Here is an 18,278-nt window from a genome sequence, read left to right as displayed (position 1 = left end):
AACAGATTACCAGTCCTTATGCATTTTGGCCTGCAGATCCTGCCACGGTCTCAGCCGGTCGCTACGCCCGGAAAGGTTGCCCTGCGCTCTCTGCCGGGATGACCAGAGCCCGCTTGCGTTGAAACCGAACACTGGCAAGATATCCCTTCTTTTCGACGCCAAAAGAATACTGTCCATGTAGTTGTCGAGAATCAGCGGTTCAGCTTCGGGTGTTTCGTAATACGCCAACACCATGTGTGCGATCCCATACTGAAGGGCTTTGACGTAGAGAATGTTCAGTCTTTCCTCCTTCACGCCGATGGCCTTCAGGGTAAAATATTTTGCAATGGCAAAGTCCTCGCAATCGCCAGCGTTTCTGCTCAGAAACTCAAATGGTGTAGCCCAATAATCCTCTACGCCCCAGATTTCTATGTCGGTGGCATACATGATTCGCGTGTTGAAGAACTGGTTGACCTTTTCAAGTTTCTTCAAGTCCGTCTTATTTCTGTCCGTCGTACGGATCATTTCCTCCCATTCCAGCAGGCGGAGCACCGCTCCCTCGCCGTATTTGATTTCGGCTTGTTCCAAATAATCCCGGTTGATCCTGAAATCCTCGCCGGCGGAAACGCTGGCGAAAACCATTGTAACGATCAGGGCCGTCAACAACCAAGCACGGTAATAATGCCGGATCATCAAATCGGATTTCAAGGGATGCTCCACCTGTGCAAGCGTTTGAGGATTTATATTTCCAGACTATACCTGCCTAACAATCATAAACAAGTTAAGCTGTCGCCGGCATACAGTATCTACCTAAGAAGAAACCGGAATTTCTTGTATTTCAACCTTGATGATCAAGTAGGCGAACCGTATCGAAAATATTCACTTCGCTGGTTACGGTGGTTATTTAACTCATTTTATTATTGTTCAATCATTCCTATTCTACTGGCAAATACATCTTTATACCGCCTCCTCTTCGCAGGTTAACCCATAGAAATGACAACCGCATATGTAAAACTGAGCCAATCATCACCGGGTTGATCCGGTTTCAGATCCATCTTCAAAATGTACTCGAGGAGGCAGACATGAACGAGCATCAAAAAAAACAGCCTGATCAGGTCAAGATCGATGAGAACAGCAAAAACGAACAGCTGGAAAAGTACCGGGAGGATTCGGACGGGCAGTATCTGACCACGGACCAGGGGGTGCGGGTCAGCCATACCGACGACTCGCTGAAGGCCGGAGACCGCGGCCCGACGTTGATGGAGGATTTTCATTTTCGGGAGAAAATGACCCATTTCGACCATGAACCCATTCCGGAACGGGTGGTTCATGCCCGCGGTTCCGGAGCGCACGGCTACTTCCAGGTCTACGAGTCCCAGGCCGACGTGACCATGGCCAGGTTTCTCCAGGATCCGGCGGTGAAGACGCCGGTTTTCGTCAGGTTTTCCCAGGTCGTGGGCAGCAAGGGTTCGGCGGACACGGTGCGGGACGTGCGCGGCTTCGCCACCAAGTTCTACACCGAGGAAGGCAATTACGATCTGGTGGGCAACAACATTCCGATCTTTTTTATCCAGGATGCCATCAAGTTCCCGGACCTGGTCCATTCCATCAAGCCCGAGCCGCACCATGAGATGCCCCAGGCTTCGGCGGCGCACGACAATTTCTGGGATTTCATCTCCCTGATGCCCGAATCAGCGCATATGATCCTCTGGCTGCTTTCCGACCGGGGAATCGCCAGAAGCTACCGCATGATGGACGGATTCGGCGTCAACACCTACCGCTTCATCAACAAGGAAGGCAAAGCCCATTTCGTAAAATTCCACTGGAAATCGTTGCTTGGCGTACACTCGCTGGTCTGGGACGAGGCCCAGAAACTCGGCGGAAAGGATGCCGACTTCCTGCGCCGCGACCTCTGGGAAGCCATTGAAATGGGTGATTACCCGGAATACGAATTCGGCGTGCAGTTGATACCTGAAGAGGATGAATTCAAGTTTGACTTCGACGTCCTTGATCCGACCAAGATCTGGCCCGAGGAAGACGTTCCGGTGAAAATTATCGGCAAGATGGTCCTCAACCGCAACCCGGACAACTTCTTTGCCGAAACCGAGCAGGTGGCCTTTCATCCGGGCAACGTGGTTCCGGGAATTGATTTCTCCAATGATCCATTGCTCCAGGGCCGCCTGTTTTCCTATCTCGACACCCAGATCATTCGCCTGGGCGGGCCGAACTTCACCGAGATCCCCATCAACCAGCCCCTCGCTCCGGTACATAACAACCAGCGTGAGGCCTATCACCGCATGACCATCAACAAAGGCCGCGTCAACTATTTCCCCAACTCCCTGGGGGGCGGTCACCCCAAGCCCGCCACGCGAGAAGAGGGCGGATATGTTCATCACATGGAAAAGGTCGAGGGCCGGAAAATCCGCAACCGCAGCGAAAGCTTTCGGGATTTTTTCAGTCAGGCCACCATGTTCTGGAACAGCCAGTCGGATGCGGAAAAAAAGCACCTCATCAAGGCCTTCCATTTCGAACTGGGCAAGGTTGAATCCAAGGAAGTCCGGGAACGGATGATCGACTTGTTGAACAAAGTGGACGGCGATCTGGCGACCCTGGCGGCAGAAGGCATCGGCGTCGCCGCGCCGGCCACGAAAGGCGGCACCGGCGTGACCAAAAGCTCCCCGGCCGTAAGCATGGCCGGCACCGTGAAAGACACCATCAAGAGCCGCAAAATAGCCGTATTGGTGGCCGAGGGTTACAACCATAAGCAGCTGTCCCAGGTCATGGAAGCTCTGGAAGGTAAAGGCGCCCGCTGCAAGATCATCTCCAAAAACATGGGGATGATCAAAAGTTCCGACGGCAACGAGGTGGTGGCGGTGAAAAACTACGAAACTTCAGCCTCGGTGATGTTCGACGCGATTTTCGTCCCAGGAGGCGCAAAGAGCATCGAAACCCTGAAAATGCAGGGCGATGCAATCGGTTTCATTAATGAAGCCTACAGGCACTGCAAGCCCATCGGCGCAACCGGCGAGGGCCTGGACCTGCTCATGGAGTCGGACATCTTCAAGAAGGGCTCTCTCTCGGATTCACCGCCCGAAGAACTGATGAATGAAAAGGGCGTGGTTACCGTGCGCAACGCATCGAGCCTGTCCAGCTTCAACGAGGAATTCATCAAAGCCATTGCCGCCCATCGCCATTGGGACAGGCCGGAAAAGGACAAGGTACCGGCCTGATCATCGTGCACAATCAACGTTCCTATGGTGAACCCGCAACTGCTCAAAAAGGTCGGACACAGCCTGCGAGCTACCTTGCAACTGGATTCCCGCCTTCGCGGGAATGACTGACCTGGAGACGGCATTGCAAACAAGTCATGCCCGCGAAGGCGGGCATCCAGGCCATGCTTGCCACAAGTTGTTGAGCAGTTACGTAAACCCACCTCCCGGACGTGACGACTCTCGCATTCGTTCGATCGTCCGGGAGGATCAATCAACGCCGCGGACCGCTTCCAAAAGCTCCCCGCGGCTCATGGAGCTTCTTCCGGAAATCCCGAGTTCCTTGGCTCTGGCGTACAGTTCGGACTTGTTCAGCTCTTCAAGTGAGTCCACGTCCCGCGTTTTTCGGACCGGCTCCTTTTCTCGCTCCATCTCAACGCTGCGCTTCAAAAACTGCATCAGGTCGATGACCTTTCCGTCATCACCTCCGTCATTATCGGGATCCGTTTCCCTCTCCATGGGCGCAACAAGATCCCGGCCTGCCGCACGCTTTCCTTCGGCAAGGGCGACAAGCTGCTCGGCATATTCGTCCTTCAGTTCGTCCTGATCCAGGTCGTCGGCGGAAGCGCTCCGAATTTCGGAGATCATGGTTTCGATCCGGTTTTCGGGAATCTCCTTGTGCACGTCCACGCTGCCGGCAACGTGCGCCGGCCTGATCTCATCGGCAAAACGCAGCGTTTCCGCCATCAGGATGCCGTTTTTGGCCAGGATGGCCACCAGATACTCCCGGGAGCGCATTACAAAGGTGGCAATCCCGGCCCTGCCGGTTTTTTCCATGGTCTCGGTCAGCAGCCGGTACGCCTTTCGGGAATCGCCCATGGGCGTCAGGAAGTATGGCCGCTCCAGATACTGCGGATCGATCTGCTCCACCGGCACAAATCGGCGGAGATCGATCTCCCGGCTTTTTTGCGGCTGCAGGGATTCCAGTTCATCGTCCGTAACCGTAACGAACCTGCCTTCCTCCACTTCATAACCGCGGACGATTTCTTCCTGTTCGATCAGCCGCTCCTCCTTCGGGCAATAATATTGCCGGGCCAGCGGGACTCCGTCCGGCGCCAGCATGCGCAACCGAACACGCTGCGACCGCCGGGCCGGGAGCAGAGCGACCGGGATGCTGACCAGCCCGAAGGCGACGGTTCCGTACCAGATGGACCGACGGCGGATCTCACTGTCGTTGGGCTCAGGCACTTTTTCGTTTCTCCACCTGACTCAGGCTCTGCTCCAGAGTATCGGCGAGCGATGCTATTTTGGGGCGACGTTGTTTCGGTTTTTCAAACTTGAACACGTTTCCCGCTGCCTTCACCTGGATCAATTCCAGGACCCGTTGCCGGTATTCATCATGGTATTCGGCCGGATTGAAATCTCCGGCCAGGGCATTGATCAGTTGCTCGGCCATCCGCAACTCCAGAGGTTCAAAGGCACGCCCTTCGGGTCTGGGGATTGCCTCGGCATCGACCACCTCATCGGCAAAGCGCAGGGTGACCAGCTTCAGTCGGCCGTCTTCTCCATGAAGAGAGCCGACATATCGCTTCTTGCGCATCGTCCAGTGGACAATTCCCTCCCGATGTTCTCCGGCCAACGCCGCGGCCAGAGCGTGATAGTCTTCGCCTCCGCCGTCCGGGCCGAGATAATAAGGCCGGTCATACCACTGGGAGTTGATCCTGCCACGCGGGACGTACCGGGTGACCTCAATGTCCCTGGACGCATCGGGAACCAGCTCTTCCAGTTCTTCCGGCGTGACCATGACGATTTCCCCGGTCTCCACCTCCAGGCCGCGACGGATTTCTTCCGTGGGAACCGTCTTTCCTGTTCGTGGATCGACCATGCGCTGTTCCACCGGGGTGAGATCCGGCTCGTGCAGCAGCCGAAAATGAACCCTGTTGTCCTGCACAGCGGAAAACAGCTTCACCGGCACGGAAATCCCGCCGAAGCGGATCACTCCTTTCCAGATGGATCGTGCGGTCCCGGTCATGGCTGATCCGCCTCCGGTTCTTCCTTGCAATCACCACGACAAGAGGGACAAACCTGCGTTTTGCTCGATCCTGTCATCACGCACATGGGGCAAACGGGCTCATCGCATTCCATGCACCGGCACTGCAACTCACAACTGTACTCCTGGAAACAGAAAGCGCAGGTTTCCGTCTCCTTCCAGCACCAGGCATACAGTGTTCGCCGTTTTTGAATCATAAAAGCCTTGTCGCCATCCACTCATCCCGTCCTTTTTTCTTCCAGATGCCGCATTACAGCACAGTATTATCCCGGATCACGCGTTTGCAATGGGATAAATTGCGTACAGGTTGCTCCGGAAGAAGGTATTTCATGAGGCGCCATGCCCGGCATGAGCGACATGAAGAAGTTGAAGGCGGCAAACGACTCTTTCACCGCCGGACAGCTGCAATATTCACATCATTCCGTCCGGATCATTGAATAAAATCTCCTGCCATTGGAAATACCAGAACATATGGAATCAAATACAGACTATTCTCCATATAAATTTGAAAGCCCTTTCCAAACAATGTTTCTCACGTGATGTTGTCTTCACAAGAATTGCCGGGGCCTCAGATCCGGGTTGAAGAAATATCTCGAATCCTGCTTTGAGCAGGTCAATAATTCACGATTTGGAACGAACTGCATGAAACTCAAGGAATATCAAAACAAAAGAAACTTCCAGGTTACTCCGGAACCGGAGGGAAGAGAGGAAAGTTCCCCTTCGGGACGACGTTTCCTGATTCAAAAGCATGCCGCCAGCCGGATGCATTACGATCTGCGGCTTGAACTCGGGGGAGTTCTCAAAAGCTGGGCTCTGCCCAAGGGACCTAGCCTTGATCCCGGCCAAAAGCGGTTGGCGGTGCATGTGGAAGATCATCCTTTGGAGTACGGCGCCTTCGAGGGAACCATACCGAAACATGAGTACGGGGGCGGCACCGTGATGCTCTGGGACGAGGGGGTATGGATCCCGGATGGAGACCCGGAAGAGGACTACCGGAAAGGCCGGATGCATCTGGAAATCCAGGGCGAGAAGCTGCGCGGAAAATGGCTTTTGTTCAAGATGGGCGGCCAGAAAGCGGAAAACGACAAGAACTGGCTTTTTGTCAAATCCAAAGACGCTTACGCCGACGCTGCACCAGACGGACTGCTCGAAATGGACCGCAGCGTTTCCACCGGCAGGTCCATGGAACAGATCGCCGCCGATGCCGAGCCCGGTCCGAAGCATGCGCAGATCGATCCGCCCTCCGTCACCCCAACCGCTCAGGAGAACACCCGCACGGATGCCATGCCGGACACTGTCCATCCTCAGTTGCCGACCCTGGTCGATGTCCCGCCCGAAGGCGACCGGTGGTTTCATGAGATCAAGTATGACGGGTATCGCATCATTGCCTTTCTAAAGCCGGGATCGATCCGTCTGGTCAGCCGCAACGGCAAGGATTGGACTTCCAGACTGCTGTCTCTGGTCCATGCATTATCCGAATTTCCCGTGTCGGATGCCGTCATTGACGGAGAAGTCGTGATCCAGATGGCCGACGGAACCACAAGCTTCCAGGCCTTGCAGAACTCGTTCGAGGGAGAAAAAAAAACCGGCACGCTGCTCTATTACGTCTTTGACCTTCTCTATTGTGAAGGTCACGACCTCTCGAAAAACACGCTCCAAGAGCGCAAAAACCGGTTGAGAAAACTGTTCGACAAAATGCCTTCCGGTTCGGTTGTCCGGTTCAGCGACCATGTCGCGGGATCGGGACCGCTGGTTTACGAGCATGCCTGCCGGATTGCTCTGGAAGGGATCATCTCCAAGGACAGCCTGAGCCCCTACCAGCAGAAGCGTTCCCGGAGATGGCTCAAGATCAAGTGTCAGCAGCGCCAGGAATTCGTCATCGGCGGGTACACGGAACCAGCGGGCTCCAGGGTCGCTTTTGGCGCCCTGCTTCTAGGCGTCTATGACGAGGAGGAGAATTTTCGTTACTGCGGAAAGGTCGGCACGGGGTTCAACCAGCGGGAACTGATTTCGCTGAAAAAAAGCATGTCCGGCCTGGAGCGGAAACATACTCCGTTCATCAATCCGCCAAAAGGCGCGGAAGCCCGCAATGTTCACTGGATTGACCCGAAACTGGTCGCGGAGGTGTCCTTCACCGGATGGACCCGGGAAGAGTTGCTGCGCCATCCCGCTTACAAAGGTCTGCGCGAGGACAAATCGCCGCTGGAAATCCGCAGGGAAACGCAAAGACCCAGACATGACGTACTGGACGAAAATTCCGAGCCGGAACAACTCGAGCAAGGACAATCATCCACAAGTCCGTCTCCCCCAAAAACGTCTCCAAAGCAGATCCGTCTGACCAACGCCGAGCGCGTCTACTATCCCGAGTTGGGAATCACCAAGGCCGACCTGGCCGGGTACTATCAGCGCATCTCCGAGCACATCCTGCCGTATCTGATCCGGCGCCCTTTGTCCCTGCTGCGCTGCCCCCGGGGCAGAGGCCGGGAATGCTTCTATCAGAAGCACTTTTCCGAATCCCTCCCGAAATATGTTCGGGAAATTCCGATTCAGGAAAAAAAATCCGTGGAAAAGTACATCGTGATCGACGACATTCATGGACTTGTCAGCCTGGTCCAGTTGGGGGTGCTGGAGTTTCACCCTTGGAACGCCCGTGAAGACCAGATCGAAAAGCCCGACCTGATAATCATGGATCTCGATCCGGCCCCGGATGTCGAATTGGCGCAGGTGGTCGAAGGAACTGTGCTGCTGCGAGATTTTCTCGACTCCATCGGCTTGAAGAGCTTTTTGAAGACGTCCGGGGGAAAAGGCTTTCACGTGGTCGTTCCCCTGGTCAGACGGACGGGGTGGGACGAGGTCAAGGCATTTGCCCGCAATGCGGCTCTACGCATGACCAAGATGTATCCGGATCGTTTCGTAGCCACGGTCAGCAAAAAGAAACGGGAAGGGAAGATCTTCATCGACTATCTGCGCAATGGAAGGGGAGCGACCAGCATTGCTCCGTATTCGACCCGAGCCAAGACCGGAGCTCCGATATCCACGCCGTTGCGCTGGGAAGAGCTGACTCCGCAAACCGCGCCGGACAAATATCGGATCGACAACATTGAGCAGCGACTCGCCAGGCTCAGAACCGATCCCTGGGAGGACTACTTCAACACGTCTCAATCCATAACCAAATCCATGGAGAAAAAGGTGGAGCCGTAGGCCGACTGCTCTTCTCCATACAAATTCACCAGCAACTAAATTCAAAAATATAAGCCAATCAGTGGGAGGAAAAATGAAAGCGTTGGTTTGGCACGGCAAGCGCGACATACGGGTGGAAAACGTACCTGATCCGAAAATTCTTGAGGAGACGGATGCCGTCATTCGGGTCACAACCACGGCGATTTGCGGGTCGGATCTGCATCTCTACGAAGTTCTTGGGGCGTTCATGACCCCGGGCGACATCATGGGCCACGAACCCATGGGCATTGTGGAAGAGGTCGGCAAAGGGGTCTCGCACATCAAACCCGGCGACCGGGTGGTCATTCCCTTCAACATCAGCTGCGGCAGCTGTTTCATGTGCAGCGACGGACTGCAATCGCAATGCGAAACGACCCAGGTTCGCTCCCATGGCACAGGGGGCTCGATATTCGGATATTCCAAGCTCTATGGCCAGGTGGCCGGCGGCCAGGCCGAATACCTGCGTGTTCCCCAGGCCCACTACGGCCCGATCAAGGTCCCTGAAGGTCCTCCAGATGAAACGTTCATTTACCTGGCGGACGTCTTGCCGACCGCCTGGCAGGCGGTCGAATACGCCAACATTCCGAAGAACGGCACAGCAGTCGTTTTCGGCCTGGGGCCCATCGGCCAAATGTGCGCCCGGATTGCCAGGTTGCGAGGAGCACGGGTGATCGGCGTGGACCTGATTCCGCAGAGATTGAAAATGGCGCGCCGGCATTTTGTGGAGGTCGTTAATCTCAACGATCACAAGGATATCGCCGAATCCCTCAGGGAGATGACTTCCGGACGCGGACCGGATTCCGTGATCGACGCCGTGGGCATGGAGGCGCATGGGGCTCCGGTGGGAAAACTGGCCCACCAGATCACCTCCCTGCTGCCCAGCGCCTTGTCTGAAGCAATGATGAAAAAGACCGGCGTCGACAGGTTGAGCGCACTGTCCGCGAGCATCGACACGGTGCGCCGCGGCGGGACCGTTTCCGTGGTCGGCGTGTATGGCGGGGCAGCGGATCCGTTGCCCATGCTGAAACTGTTCGACAAGCAGATCCAGTTGCGCATGGGCCAGGCCAACGTCAAACGCTGGATTGACGACATCATGCCCTACGTAACGGATGGGAAAGACCCGCTCGGAGTGAATCATCTCGCCACCCACACCCTGCCGTTGGACGAGGGTCCCAGGGGGTACGAGATGTTCCAGAAGAAATGGGACGGGGTGGTCAAGGTGCTTTTGAAACCCTGAACAACGACCTTTCATGATTCCAGTGCCCGCGAAAGCAGCCCGGGTTTCCAGACCCCAATGGGTATTCAGGATTTCAGACCTTGGCTCGCGTCGGGAATGGGAGGGCACGAACACATTTTCTCAAGGAGGATAACGATGAACAGTGAAGGCATGCCCAAACAGAAACAGGAGAAGCAACCCGGAGTGCGGCATGAGATGGATCCCTTGCCGCGGGATGAAAACCCGGACTATCGACCCAGCGACAAACTCAAGGGAAAGGTTGCGCTGATCACCGGAGGCGACAGCGGCATCGGGCGTGCAACCGCCATTCTGTTTGCCAAGGAGGGTTGCGACGTTGCCGTGGCCTACCTGGACGAACACCAGGACGCGCGAGAGACCTTTGAAAAAATTGAAAAAATTGGCCAAAAATGCATTCTTCTGGCCGGAGATGTCGGCGATCCGGATTTTTGCAGAAACGCTGTAGAAAAGACGGTCAACGAGCTCGGCAAGCTGGACATCCTGATCAACAACGCCGCGGAGCAGCACCTGTGCGACAGTCTGCTCGACATCAGCGACGAGCAGATGGAGAAAACATTCCGAACGAATATTTTCTCGATGTTCTACCTGACCAAGGCGGCCCTGCCCCACCTCAAGGAAGGGGCGACCATCGTTAACGACACGTCCATCGTCGCCTACCAGGGGCATCCGAAACTTATCGATTACGCCTGCACCAAGGGCGCAATCCTGGCGTTTACCCGCTCCCTCTCCTCGAGCCTGATCGGGAAAGGCATCCGGGTCAATGCCGTGGCTCCTGGTCCTATCTGGACTCCGTTGATCCCGGCCAGCTTCACCGAGGAAAAAACTTCGAAACACGGCCAAAGCGTTCCAATGCAGCGCCCGGGAGAACCATACGAAGTCGCGACTTGCTTTCTGTTCCTGGCATGCGAGGATTCATCCTACATCAGCGGCCAGACGCTTCACCCCAACGGCGGTGCTGTTGTCAACGGGTGAAACGTGAAAAATCTAAAAACATATTCGCCCCAGTCCAAGAGGATGGAGAGGAGTTTAAAATGGCAAAAGACCATGGTCCACAAATCAAGGACGATGCACAATACGAAAAACTGCGGGCCCAGGGTATGGGCAAAGAGAAGGCAGCCCGAATCGCGAACACTCCGCGCTCTGAAGCAGGCAAACGCGGCGGCGCGGCCTCCCGCTACGAGGACAGAACGAAGAAGGAATTATACCAAAGGGCCAAGGAACTGGGCATCCCGCGCATTTCCGGCCTGACCAAGGCGGAGTTGATCGAAACCCTGCGCAGTCGTTGAAAGGCAACCAGCAATAATTCGGGTCATCCGGTAACTGTTCAGCACATTCTGTTTAACCGTTATCCATGAGTTCTGACCTATGGATCGCCCGTACGTTCATGCAGCACGATGGAAGGCAAACCATTTGAAAACAGCATTTTCCCTGCTTTCCAGATATTTTTTCCTGGCGCCTTGAGCGAAACGGGCGGTTCAATTCATTTTACTATCCAGCATGTGAATCTCGAACGAGCCATCATTCCAAGCCACGATCACCTTGCAGTTCCATCCGGGCGGTCAAATAGCCCAGGATGTCCTTCAGGGAGATGATTCCCAGCAACCGTTCGTTTTCCATGACCATCATCCGGCTCAGGCCAGTGGCGTTCATGGTCCGCAGCACGTCGGCCACGTCCTCGTCCGGTCCCACGCTGTTGCTCACGGAACAGGGAATCATGATCTCCCGGACCTGTGTCCGCGGCCATTCCTCTTTTCCCAATTCCCCGACCTGTTTCGTGGTGATGCATCCTTCAACGCGATCCTTCCCGTCCTGTACCGGAAAAAACTTGTGATGATAACGATAAACGTAGTCTTCCACCATTTCCTGCAAGGATATGGAGCTGGGAATGGTCACCGGAGGTTTCATCAGGGTCCGGACCTGCTCGCCGGCCAAAGCGTGCTTCACGGCCAGCTGCTGATAGGAATTCCGGGCCGCATAGCGGATGAACATGCCGATCAGGGAGTACCAGAGCCCGCCGACGATGTTCCCGGTAAGGATGTTCAGCAGTCCGAGGCCGATCAGCACGAGCCCGAAGACCATGCCGAAATTGGTGGAAATTTTGGTGGCCCAGCGTTGATCCTTCTTGATGCTCCAGAGCGCGGAGCGCAGGATCCGCCCCCCGTCCATGGGAAATGCCGGGATGAGGTTGAAAATCGCCAGAATCAGATTGATCAGCGCCACGTACATGAACACGCTGCTCACGGCCTCGTCCATGCCGAACCGGAAGCCGAAATCGTAGATCAGGTAGAACACCAGCGCCAGAAACAGGCTGGCCGCGGGACCGGCAATGGCGATCCAGAATTCACTTTTCGGCGTCTTCGGTTCTTGAGGCATCTCAGCCACGCCGCCGAAAATAAAAAGCGTGATCCCGCTGACCTCCACCCCGAACCGTCGCGCGACCATGGAATGCCAGAACTCGTGGAACAGAATCGAAAAAAACAGCCCCAAGGCTCCGACTATGGCCAGCTTCCAATAATCCAGCGGCTGCAGGCCCTCGATGACGTGCGGAAAAAATCCCACGGCCAGAGACCATGTTACCAGGGCGGCAATGATGATCCAGCTGGGATCAACCTTGAACTGAAAGCCGAATACCTTGAACAGCTTGATACTTTTTCCAAACATGAGACACCTTCCTTATGATTTCTGTTCAGAAAACTGATCAGAAACGGGCTTTCCTCGGGTAAACTCTGTTTGCAACACTTCCCTGACCTGGGTGAAACAGGCTTCCATTTCCGGCAACAATCCCGCCGCCTGTGAGATATTGCCATTATCCGCGACATGTTCCAGCTTGTCCGCGATTTGGCCCAATCCGGTGCATCCCATGCTCTGCGCACTTCCCTTCAGTTTATGGGCGATTTTCCTGACTGATGCGGCATCGCTTCCTTGAATGGCCTTGTGCAGGTTGCTCAACTGTCCGGGAACGTCAGCAAGAAAGATTTTGGTCATTTTGCGTGCCAACTCGAGATCATGGTCGATTCGATACAGCAGGTCCCTTCGGTTAAAGACAACGGCACCCAATGCGGGACGGTCCCTCCGAGCATCGGGATCGGCAGGATTCGGTTCAACAATATCAGTTGAAACACCCGGTTGTTCTACGTCTTTCAAAATTTCAGGACGCGCCAACCATTTGTTCAGCATGTGCGCCAATGTTGTCGGATGAAGAGGTTTGGTCAGGTAATCGTTCATCCCGGCCTGGATGCAGATTTCCCGATCACCCTGCATCGCATGCGCGGTCAGGGCAATGACCGGAATGCCGATGTTGTTCGGATGAAGGACCTGACGATCCCGCGGCGAATCCACCGCGTTGTTTCCCCGCCCATGCTTCTCTTTTTCAATCTTCCGGATGCGCTTCACGGCCTCGATTCCATCCATAACCGGCATCTGGAGATCCATGAGCACCAGATCATAAGGCTGTTTTGCCAGTGCATCGAGAGCCTCCCGGCCGTTGACCGCGACATCCGTCCGGTAACCCAGGCGTTCCAGGATCTTCAGGGCAACAAGCTGATTGACCTGGTTGTCCTCGGCCAGCAGGATTCGCGTTTTCATCTGGCCGGAACCCATTTCCAATAATGGCCGAAGCGAAGCGATCTTCGGTTCCCTGCTCTTGCTGCCGAATTCCTCGTGAGCCATTCGCGTGGAAGCCGCTTCACCCAAAATAATGGTAAAACTGAACGTGCTCCCCTGACCGAGAGTGCTCTCCGCCTCCATGGTTCCGCCCATCATTTCCACCAGCCGCTTGGAGATTGGCAACCCCAGGCCGGTGCCGCCATAGTTGCGGGTAGTGGAGGCATCCACCTGATGAAAGGGATCGAATATCGCGGGAAGCATTTCCCCGGGAATCCCGATGCCGGTGTCTTTGACCGCAAAACGGAGCAAATAACGTTCTTTCAGCTTTCGCTCCAGAACGACCGTAGTCTCCACCTCGCCGACGGAGGTGAACTTGATGGCATTGCCCCAGAGATTCAGCAGTATCTGACGCAACCGGGTGGGATCCCCCCGAAGATGTTCCGGAATTTCTTCGGAGATCCGGCAATTCATCTCCAATCCTTTCTCGGCGGCCCTGCGCGCCAGAAGTTCAGCTGTCTCGTTCATGATCTTGCGCAGGTCAAAATCCAGTTCCTCCAGACTCAGCTTGTCAGCCTCAACCTTTGAAAGATCCAGGATGTCGTTGATCAGCAACAGCAGGCTTTCTCCGCTGGTTCTGATTCCTTCCGCGAAAGTACGCTGCTCTTCCGTCAGTTCCGTATCCAGCAGCAGCCCGGTCATGCCGATCACGCCGTTCATGGGGGTTCTGATCTCATGACTCATGTTCGCCAGGAATTGGCTTTTGGCCACGTTGGCCGCCTGGGCGGCCACGGCCATGTGCTTGGTTTGTTCAATGGATTCTTCGAGTTGTCGATTGCTGCGCTCCAATTCCGCTTGCGCTTGCCGATGCTCGGTTATGTCGTAGTTGATGCCTACGGCCCGAATCGCATTCCCCTGAGCGTCCCTGCGAACCAGGCCGGAACCGACAAGGTAGCGGACATTCTCATCCTGCTCATTTTTCGGTGCGGTTTCTCCGCGGATGATCCGGAATTCCGTGGTAAAGGTCGTGTCGTGGCTCAACGCGGAATCGAGAAGCTCCATCGTGCGTTCCACGTCATCGGGATGAACATGCCTTCGCCAATCCTCAAGAGAACCGGAGAAAGCACTTCGTTGCTCTCCGTACAGTACAAGCATCTGATCATCCCATTCGAGGTGTCCGTCTTTGACCGAATAATCCCAGATCCCGATGCCCGTGCCGCTGGTCGCCAGGTACAGCCGCTCCTGGCTTTCCTGCAAGGCAAGCTCGGCACTTTTCCGATCCGTGACGTCCATGTCGTATTGGATCACCTGGACGACCTCTCCCAAATCATTGAACACCGGGTGGGCATGCACGTCCACGACACGGGCATTGCCCTGTTGATCGTAGTGGAGATGTTCCACGGCCGTTGGTTTTCCGGTTTGCTTGACGATCAGCACCGGGCAAGGACGCTCCATGCCCTGACAAGGAACATCAGAATTATGGGCCAATGAATGGCAGGTCTTGCCTTCAAGGAGCATGCCCGCGGCCATGGCGGCCTGATTGGCGAGCTCTACGGTGTAGGTGCGTGCGTTGACGACGTAGAAAGGGTAGTCCAGGGAGTTGATGACGGTGTTCAAATAGCCGACCTGAGCATCCAGGGCCTTCGCCACCTGTTTCCGACGCCGTGAAACATGTATGAGCCAGCAGATTATCATTAAAAGAACGCCAAAGGCCAGAGCCAGCACCCACATAAAGATGCGTGTTTGCCGCTCCACGGCTTGCGCAAGAATCGTTTCCGCGGTGACATCCTGCACGATGGAGAAGAGAACTGTTTCTTCTCCAAACTCGATCGGCCAGGAAGTCACTTCAACCGTACGGGTTTGTCCATCCGCCAGCCGATGTTCGAAAACGAAATAGTTTCGCTCCTGACGGACGGCAGCTTCCATCTCCATGCGGATCTCTTCTGGTGAGAACATGTTGATCTGCTGGATCGACATTGTTCTCAGCCGCTCTCGAGAGTACCCGTAAAAGTCCGATGCCGCCTCGTTGGCATCGATGATCGCCCCGGTGTGCTCGTCGATGAGCAGCATGATCGAACCGTGTTTGACAAACATTTCATAGCCAAAGGACGGCAACCCAATCCCGCTTTGCTCATCGGCGGATACCGCCGACTGCATGAAGATCAAGAGCAGGATGATCCCTGCAATCCACCTCCAAAATTTATGTCTCTGTTTCATCATTATCCCAAGCTCAAGATGTGAAAGACTTGCAAAGGATGTCACATGACGCGATATTTTAACAATTATAACAACTGAAGCAACGGATGGAAGTGTCGATGGGCTCTGGATAATTGTATACCAGTCTCCGCGCCCGCAATCGAGGAGCTACAAAAAAAGCCCCGACGTTCATCGAGGCTTTGGGTTCATCCGGCTAACATGTGGCAGGTGAGGGCGATGGCGCGGCGGGACTATCCGGCCCTGTTTTCAGCTCGCCCTCGGGACGCGCCGGCCCGGCCGCGGGTTGGACGATTTGTCCGGGGTCGATGCTGCACGCGTTCACGTTCCGGCTCGGCTTGGCCGGGGGCATTGTAGTCGAACCCTTCCAACGTCCTGCGTTCAATGCGGCCGCCGAATCTGCGCTCAATGGCGCGGACCTGCTCATCATCATCACGGCAGATCAGGGACAGAGCTTCCCCGGTCTGCTGGGCTCTGCCCGTGCGTCCGATGCGATGGGTGTAGCTTTCCGTCGTGTCCGGAATGTCGAAGTTGATCACATGGCTGATCCGGAGACAATCAATGCCCCGGGACGCAATGTCCGTGGCCACCATGATCTTGTACTTGCCCGAACGCAGTCCGGCCATGGCCTCCTGCCGCCGATTCTGGGACATGTTCCCCTGCAAAAAGGTGGCGGCCCAACCCTTGTTCTCCAGTTTTTTGGCGAGAGATTTGGCCCGGTGCTTCGTTCTGGTGAAAATGAGCATGGTTTCATGTTCCGTAGTGCGCAGCAACTCTTCCAGCAACTGGGCCTTGAGATGCGCCGGAACAGGATAGAATGCCTGGGAGATGGCCGGTTCCTGCCCGATTGTTTCGGCCTTCACCTCCACGGGATTTTGCAGATACTCCCGCGTCAATTTGCGGATCTCCTCCGGCATGGTCGCGGAAAACAGCATGGTCTGACGCTGTCTGGGCAGACGGGAAACGATGCGCCGGATATCCGGAGCAAACCCCATGTCCAGCATCCGATCCGCCTCGTCCAATACCAGGGTATCTACTTGGGACAGATCCGCCAGTCCCTGATTCATCAGGTCCAGCAACCGTCCCGGACAGGCCACCATGATGGTAGCCTGGCGCAGGTTCTTGACCTGGGGAGTCTGCCCCACGCCGCCGAAAACCGCTGCGCTGCGCAATCCGGTTTCGCCGCCCAGTTCCACAAAATTCTCATGAATCTGCAGGGCCAACTCCCGGGTCGGCGCCAGCACCAGAACGCGCAAGGGACCACGCTTGGGCGCATCCAAATTCAGCAGTTTCTGCAGAATCGGGAGCGCAAAGGCTGCCGTCTTGCCGGTGCCGGTCTGCGCCAGTCCCAGAACGTCGCGGCCTTCGAGCAGCGACGGAATCGCCTGTTCCTGAATGGGTGTCGGCACAAGGTAACCGGCTCGAGACACGCCCGCCATGATGCGCTTGTCCAGCGCGAAAGAATCAAAATTCATTAAAGCTCCTGAAAAGTATATTCGCAGAATGGCGTGATCACGAGACTGCGGGCCGATGTTTCGGCAAAAGGTAAAGGCTCTGGTGTTCGAGGGATCTGTCGGGCTGGCGGCGGCAAGCCGAAATGAGGCGTCGAAAGAAGGGACTCAATTCCATATCACGCGGGAGCAAGGCGATAAATAGCCATTTCCCTACAAATGTAAAGGATACGTAAAAGCCCATTCTCGAGTTCTCTGGATCGAGAATAGCCATGGGTTGAAGCTTGTGACAGGACTAAGTCCAATCATCCTGTACATATCGCTGGAAAAAAATTACTTAATCCAAAACAACCTATTAAAATTAAACAACAATCCAATTCCTCGCCGGACAAAGAAAGGAAGGCATGATGGTTGCAAGAAAAGGCATTTTGTATTCGCCAAACAAAGCCTTTCACGGTTTGTCGGCAATTTCCAGCTCACGGTTTCAACATCGATAAAAAAAATATTGTAGCAATATCAACATTTTTTCTGCCAAGCTTTGCCACGAGAATCAAACTTCTGATTCAAGCGGTTACGCCTCTGGGCTGTGTCCAGTGGAAAAACCGAAGGAACAGATGGGAACTCTTTCTTGAAAAACTGGAAAAATTGGCAAGAAAAAATGATCCAGGCATGCGTGATGAACCGATTTTATGATTAGCAGGAGGAGTTTGACATGACACGCCACCCCTTGCCGGCGATAATTTTCATGCTCGTGCAGTTTTACGCTATGGCCGCGATGGCCGGAAGCTCTACGGAAATGACTGCTGGAGCAGAGTCGGAGATTATTTGCATATATGAGCAGAAGTTGGAACTGCAGAAAGCCCAAGAGGAGATTCTCATCTTGAAGGCAATTCTGGATGCCTATCACAAGGCAAACACCCACTACCTCCGGCTATCCGCCTACACGGCCCGTAAGGAAGAATGCAACGACGACATCGAGAACACGGCGATCATGCAGCGGCCCAAACCCGGGTGGACCGTAGCCGTATCCCGAGATCTGCGGGGATGGCTGGGCAAAAGAGTCTATATTGAAGGATTCGGCATCAGGATGGTCAGCGACTTGATGAACTCCAGGTATACAAAAGCTATAGACATTCTGGTTCCGGAAGTCGACGAAGCCCTGAAGATCGGGGTCCGGGAGAATGTTTTCGTCACACTCATCGAGCCCCTGGCTCAAAATGAAAAAGGCATCAACCAGGAGTGCATGCATTTCACATCCCACTCCGAGCCTTGATGAACTCCCACTCCAACTCCAGCCT

General features: G+C 55.1%; 13 protein-coding genes. 7 read left to right on the top strand and 6 right to left on the bottom strand.

Annotation, left to right across the window (positions count from 1 at the left end; translation table 11 throughout):
• Window positions 1-6 precede the first annotated feature (6 nt).
• Entirely contained in the window at window positions 7-687 is a 681-nt protein-coding gene (locus tag BLP93_RS11205; protein WP_208596629.1) for a transglutaminase-like cysteine peptidase, read from the bottom strand.
• Between the two features lie 374 nt (window positions 688-1,061).
• Between BLP93_RS11205 and BLP93_RS11200 the strand changes: the two genes are divergently transcribed.
• Entirely contained in the window at window positions 1,062-3,209 is a 2,148-nt protein-coding gene (locus tag BLP93_RS11200; protein WP_092121492.1) for a catalase, read from the top strand.
• 249 nt (window positions 3,210-3,458) lie between these two features.
• Here the strand turns inward: BLP93_RS11200 and ku (BLP93_RS11195) are convergent, their stop codons facing one another.
• Together ku (BLP93_RS11195) and ku (BLP93_RS11190) are read right to left on the bottom strand one after the other, a co-directional pair.
• Window positions 3,459-4,436, bottom strand: a complete 978-nt coding sequence (ku, locus tag BLP93_RS11195) for a non-homologous end joining protein Ku (RefSeq protein WP_092121489.1) — start codon at window positions 4,434-4,436, stop codon at window positions 3,459-3,461.
• Complete coding sequence (gene ku, locus BLP93_RS11190) at window positions 4,429-5,220, bottom strand: non-homologous end joining protein Ku (RefSeq protein ID WP_092121487.1); 792 nt, start codon at window positions 5,218-5,220, stop codon at window positions 4,429-4,431. The genes ku (BLP93_RS11195) and ku (BLP93_RS11190) overlap by 8 nt, the downstream gene beginning before the upstream one ends.
• 660 nt (window positions 5,221-5,880) lie before the next feature.
• On the opposite strand from ku (BLP93_RS11190), the gene ligD reads away from it, so the two are divergent.
• From ligD to BLP93_RS11170, 4 genes are all read left to right on the top strand, one after another.
• Window positions 5,881-8,439 (top strand): DNA ligase D, encoded by a 2,559-nt coding sequence (gene ligD, locus BLP93_RS11185; RefSeq protein ID WP_092121484.1) that lies wholly within the window; start codon window positions 5,881-5,883, stop codon window positions 8,437-8,439.
• Between the two features lie 73 nt (window positions 8,440-8,512).
• The gene (locus tag BLP93_RS11180; RefSeq protein WP_092121481.1) at window positions 8,513-9,694 is read left to right on the top strand and encodes a zinc-dependent alcohol dehydrogenase; all 1,182 of its coding nucleotides are present in this window, start codon (window positions 8,513-8,515) and stop codon (window positions 9,692-9,694) included.
• Between the two features lie 135 nt (window positions 9,695-9,829).
• Window positions 9,830-10,684 carry an SDR family oxidoreductase gene (locus tag BLP93_RS11175; RefSeq protein ID WP_161946299.1) on the top strand — a complete coding sequence of 285 codons (855 nt, stop codon included), beginning with the start codon at window positions 9,830-9,832 and terminating at the stop codon, window positions 10,682-10,684.
• Window positions 10,685-10,743: 59 nt separating this feature from the next.
• Window positions 10,744-10,998 carry a DUF7218 family protein gene (locus BLP93_RS11170; RefSeq protein WP_092121475.1) on the top strand — a complete coding sequence of 85 codons (255 nt, stop codon included), beginning with the start codon at window positions 10,744-10,746 and terminating at the stop codon, window positions 10,996-10,998.
• 232 nt (window positions 10,999-11,230) lie between these two features.
• Here the strand turns inward: BLP93_RS11170 and BLP93_RS11165 are convergent, their stop codons facing one another.
• The 3 genes from BLP93_RS11165 to BLP93_RS11155 all read right to left on the bottom strand — a co-directional run bounded on the left by BLP93_RS11165 (window position 11,231) and on the right by BLP93_RS11155 (window position 17,004).
• Entirely contained in the window at window positions 11,231-12,373 is a 1,143-nt protein-coding gene (locus tag BLP93_RS11165; protein WP_092121473.1) for a site-2 protease family protein, read from the bottom strand.
• Between the two features lie 12 nt (window positions 12,374-12,385).
• On the bottom strand, window positions 12,386-15,535 hold the full coding sequence (locus BLP93_RS11160) for a PAS domain-containing hybrid sensor histidine kinase/response regulator (RefSeq protein WP_092121471.1): 3,150 nt from the start codon (window positions 15,533-15,535) through the stop codon (window positions 12,386-12,388).
• A 227-nt stretch (window positions 15,536-15,762) separates the two neighbouring features.
• Window positions 15,763-17,004, bottom strand: a complete 1,242-nt coding sequence (locus BLP93_RS11155; RefSeq protein ID WP_092121469.1) for a DEAD/DEAH box helicase — start codon at window positions 17,002-17,004, stop codon at window positions 15,763-15,765.
• Window positions 17,005-17,391: 387 nt separating this feature from the next.
• Between BLP93_RS11155 and BLP93_RS11150 the strand changes: the two genes are divergently transcribed.
• Both BLP93_RS11150 and BLP93_RS11145 read left to right on the top strand, forming a co-directional pair.
• On the top strand, window positions 17,392-17,673 hold the full coding sequence (locus BLP93_RS11150) for a hypothetical protein (protein ID WP_092121466.1): 282 nt from the start codon (window positions 17,392-17,394) through the stop codon (window positions 17,671-17,673).
• A gap of 19 nt (window positions 17,674-17,692) precedes the next feature.
• On the top strand, window positions 17,693-18,253 hold the full coding sequence (locus BLP93_RS11145) for a 3D domain-containing protein (RefSeq protein WP_092121463.1): 561 nt from the start codon (window positions 17,693-17,695) through the stop codon (window positions 18,251-18,253).
• The last annotated feature ends 25 nt before the right edge of the window (window positions 18,254-18,278 follow it).

This window comes from Desulfonatronum thiosulfatophilum, from assembly GCF_900104215.1.
In the GTDB taxonomy this organism is placed as follows: domain Bacteria; phylum Desulfobacterota; class Desulfovibrionia; order Desulfovibrionales; family Desulfonatronaceae; genus Desulfonatronum; species Desulfonatronum thiosulfatophilum.
Note: the sequence above shows the minus strand (reverse complement) of the source record. Positions and strands in the feature narration are given on the sequence as shown.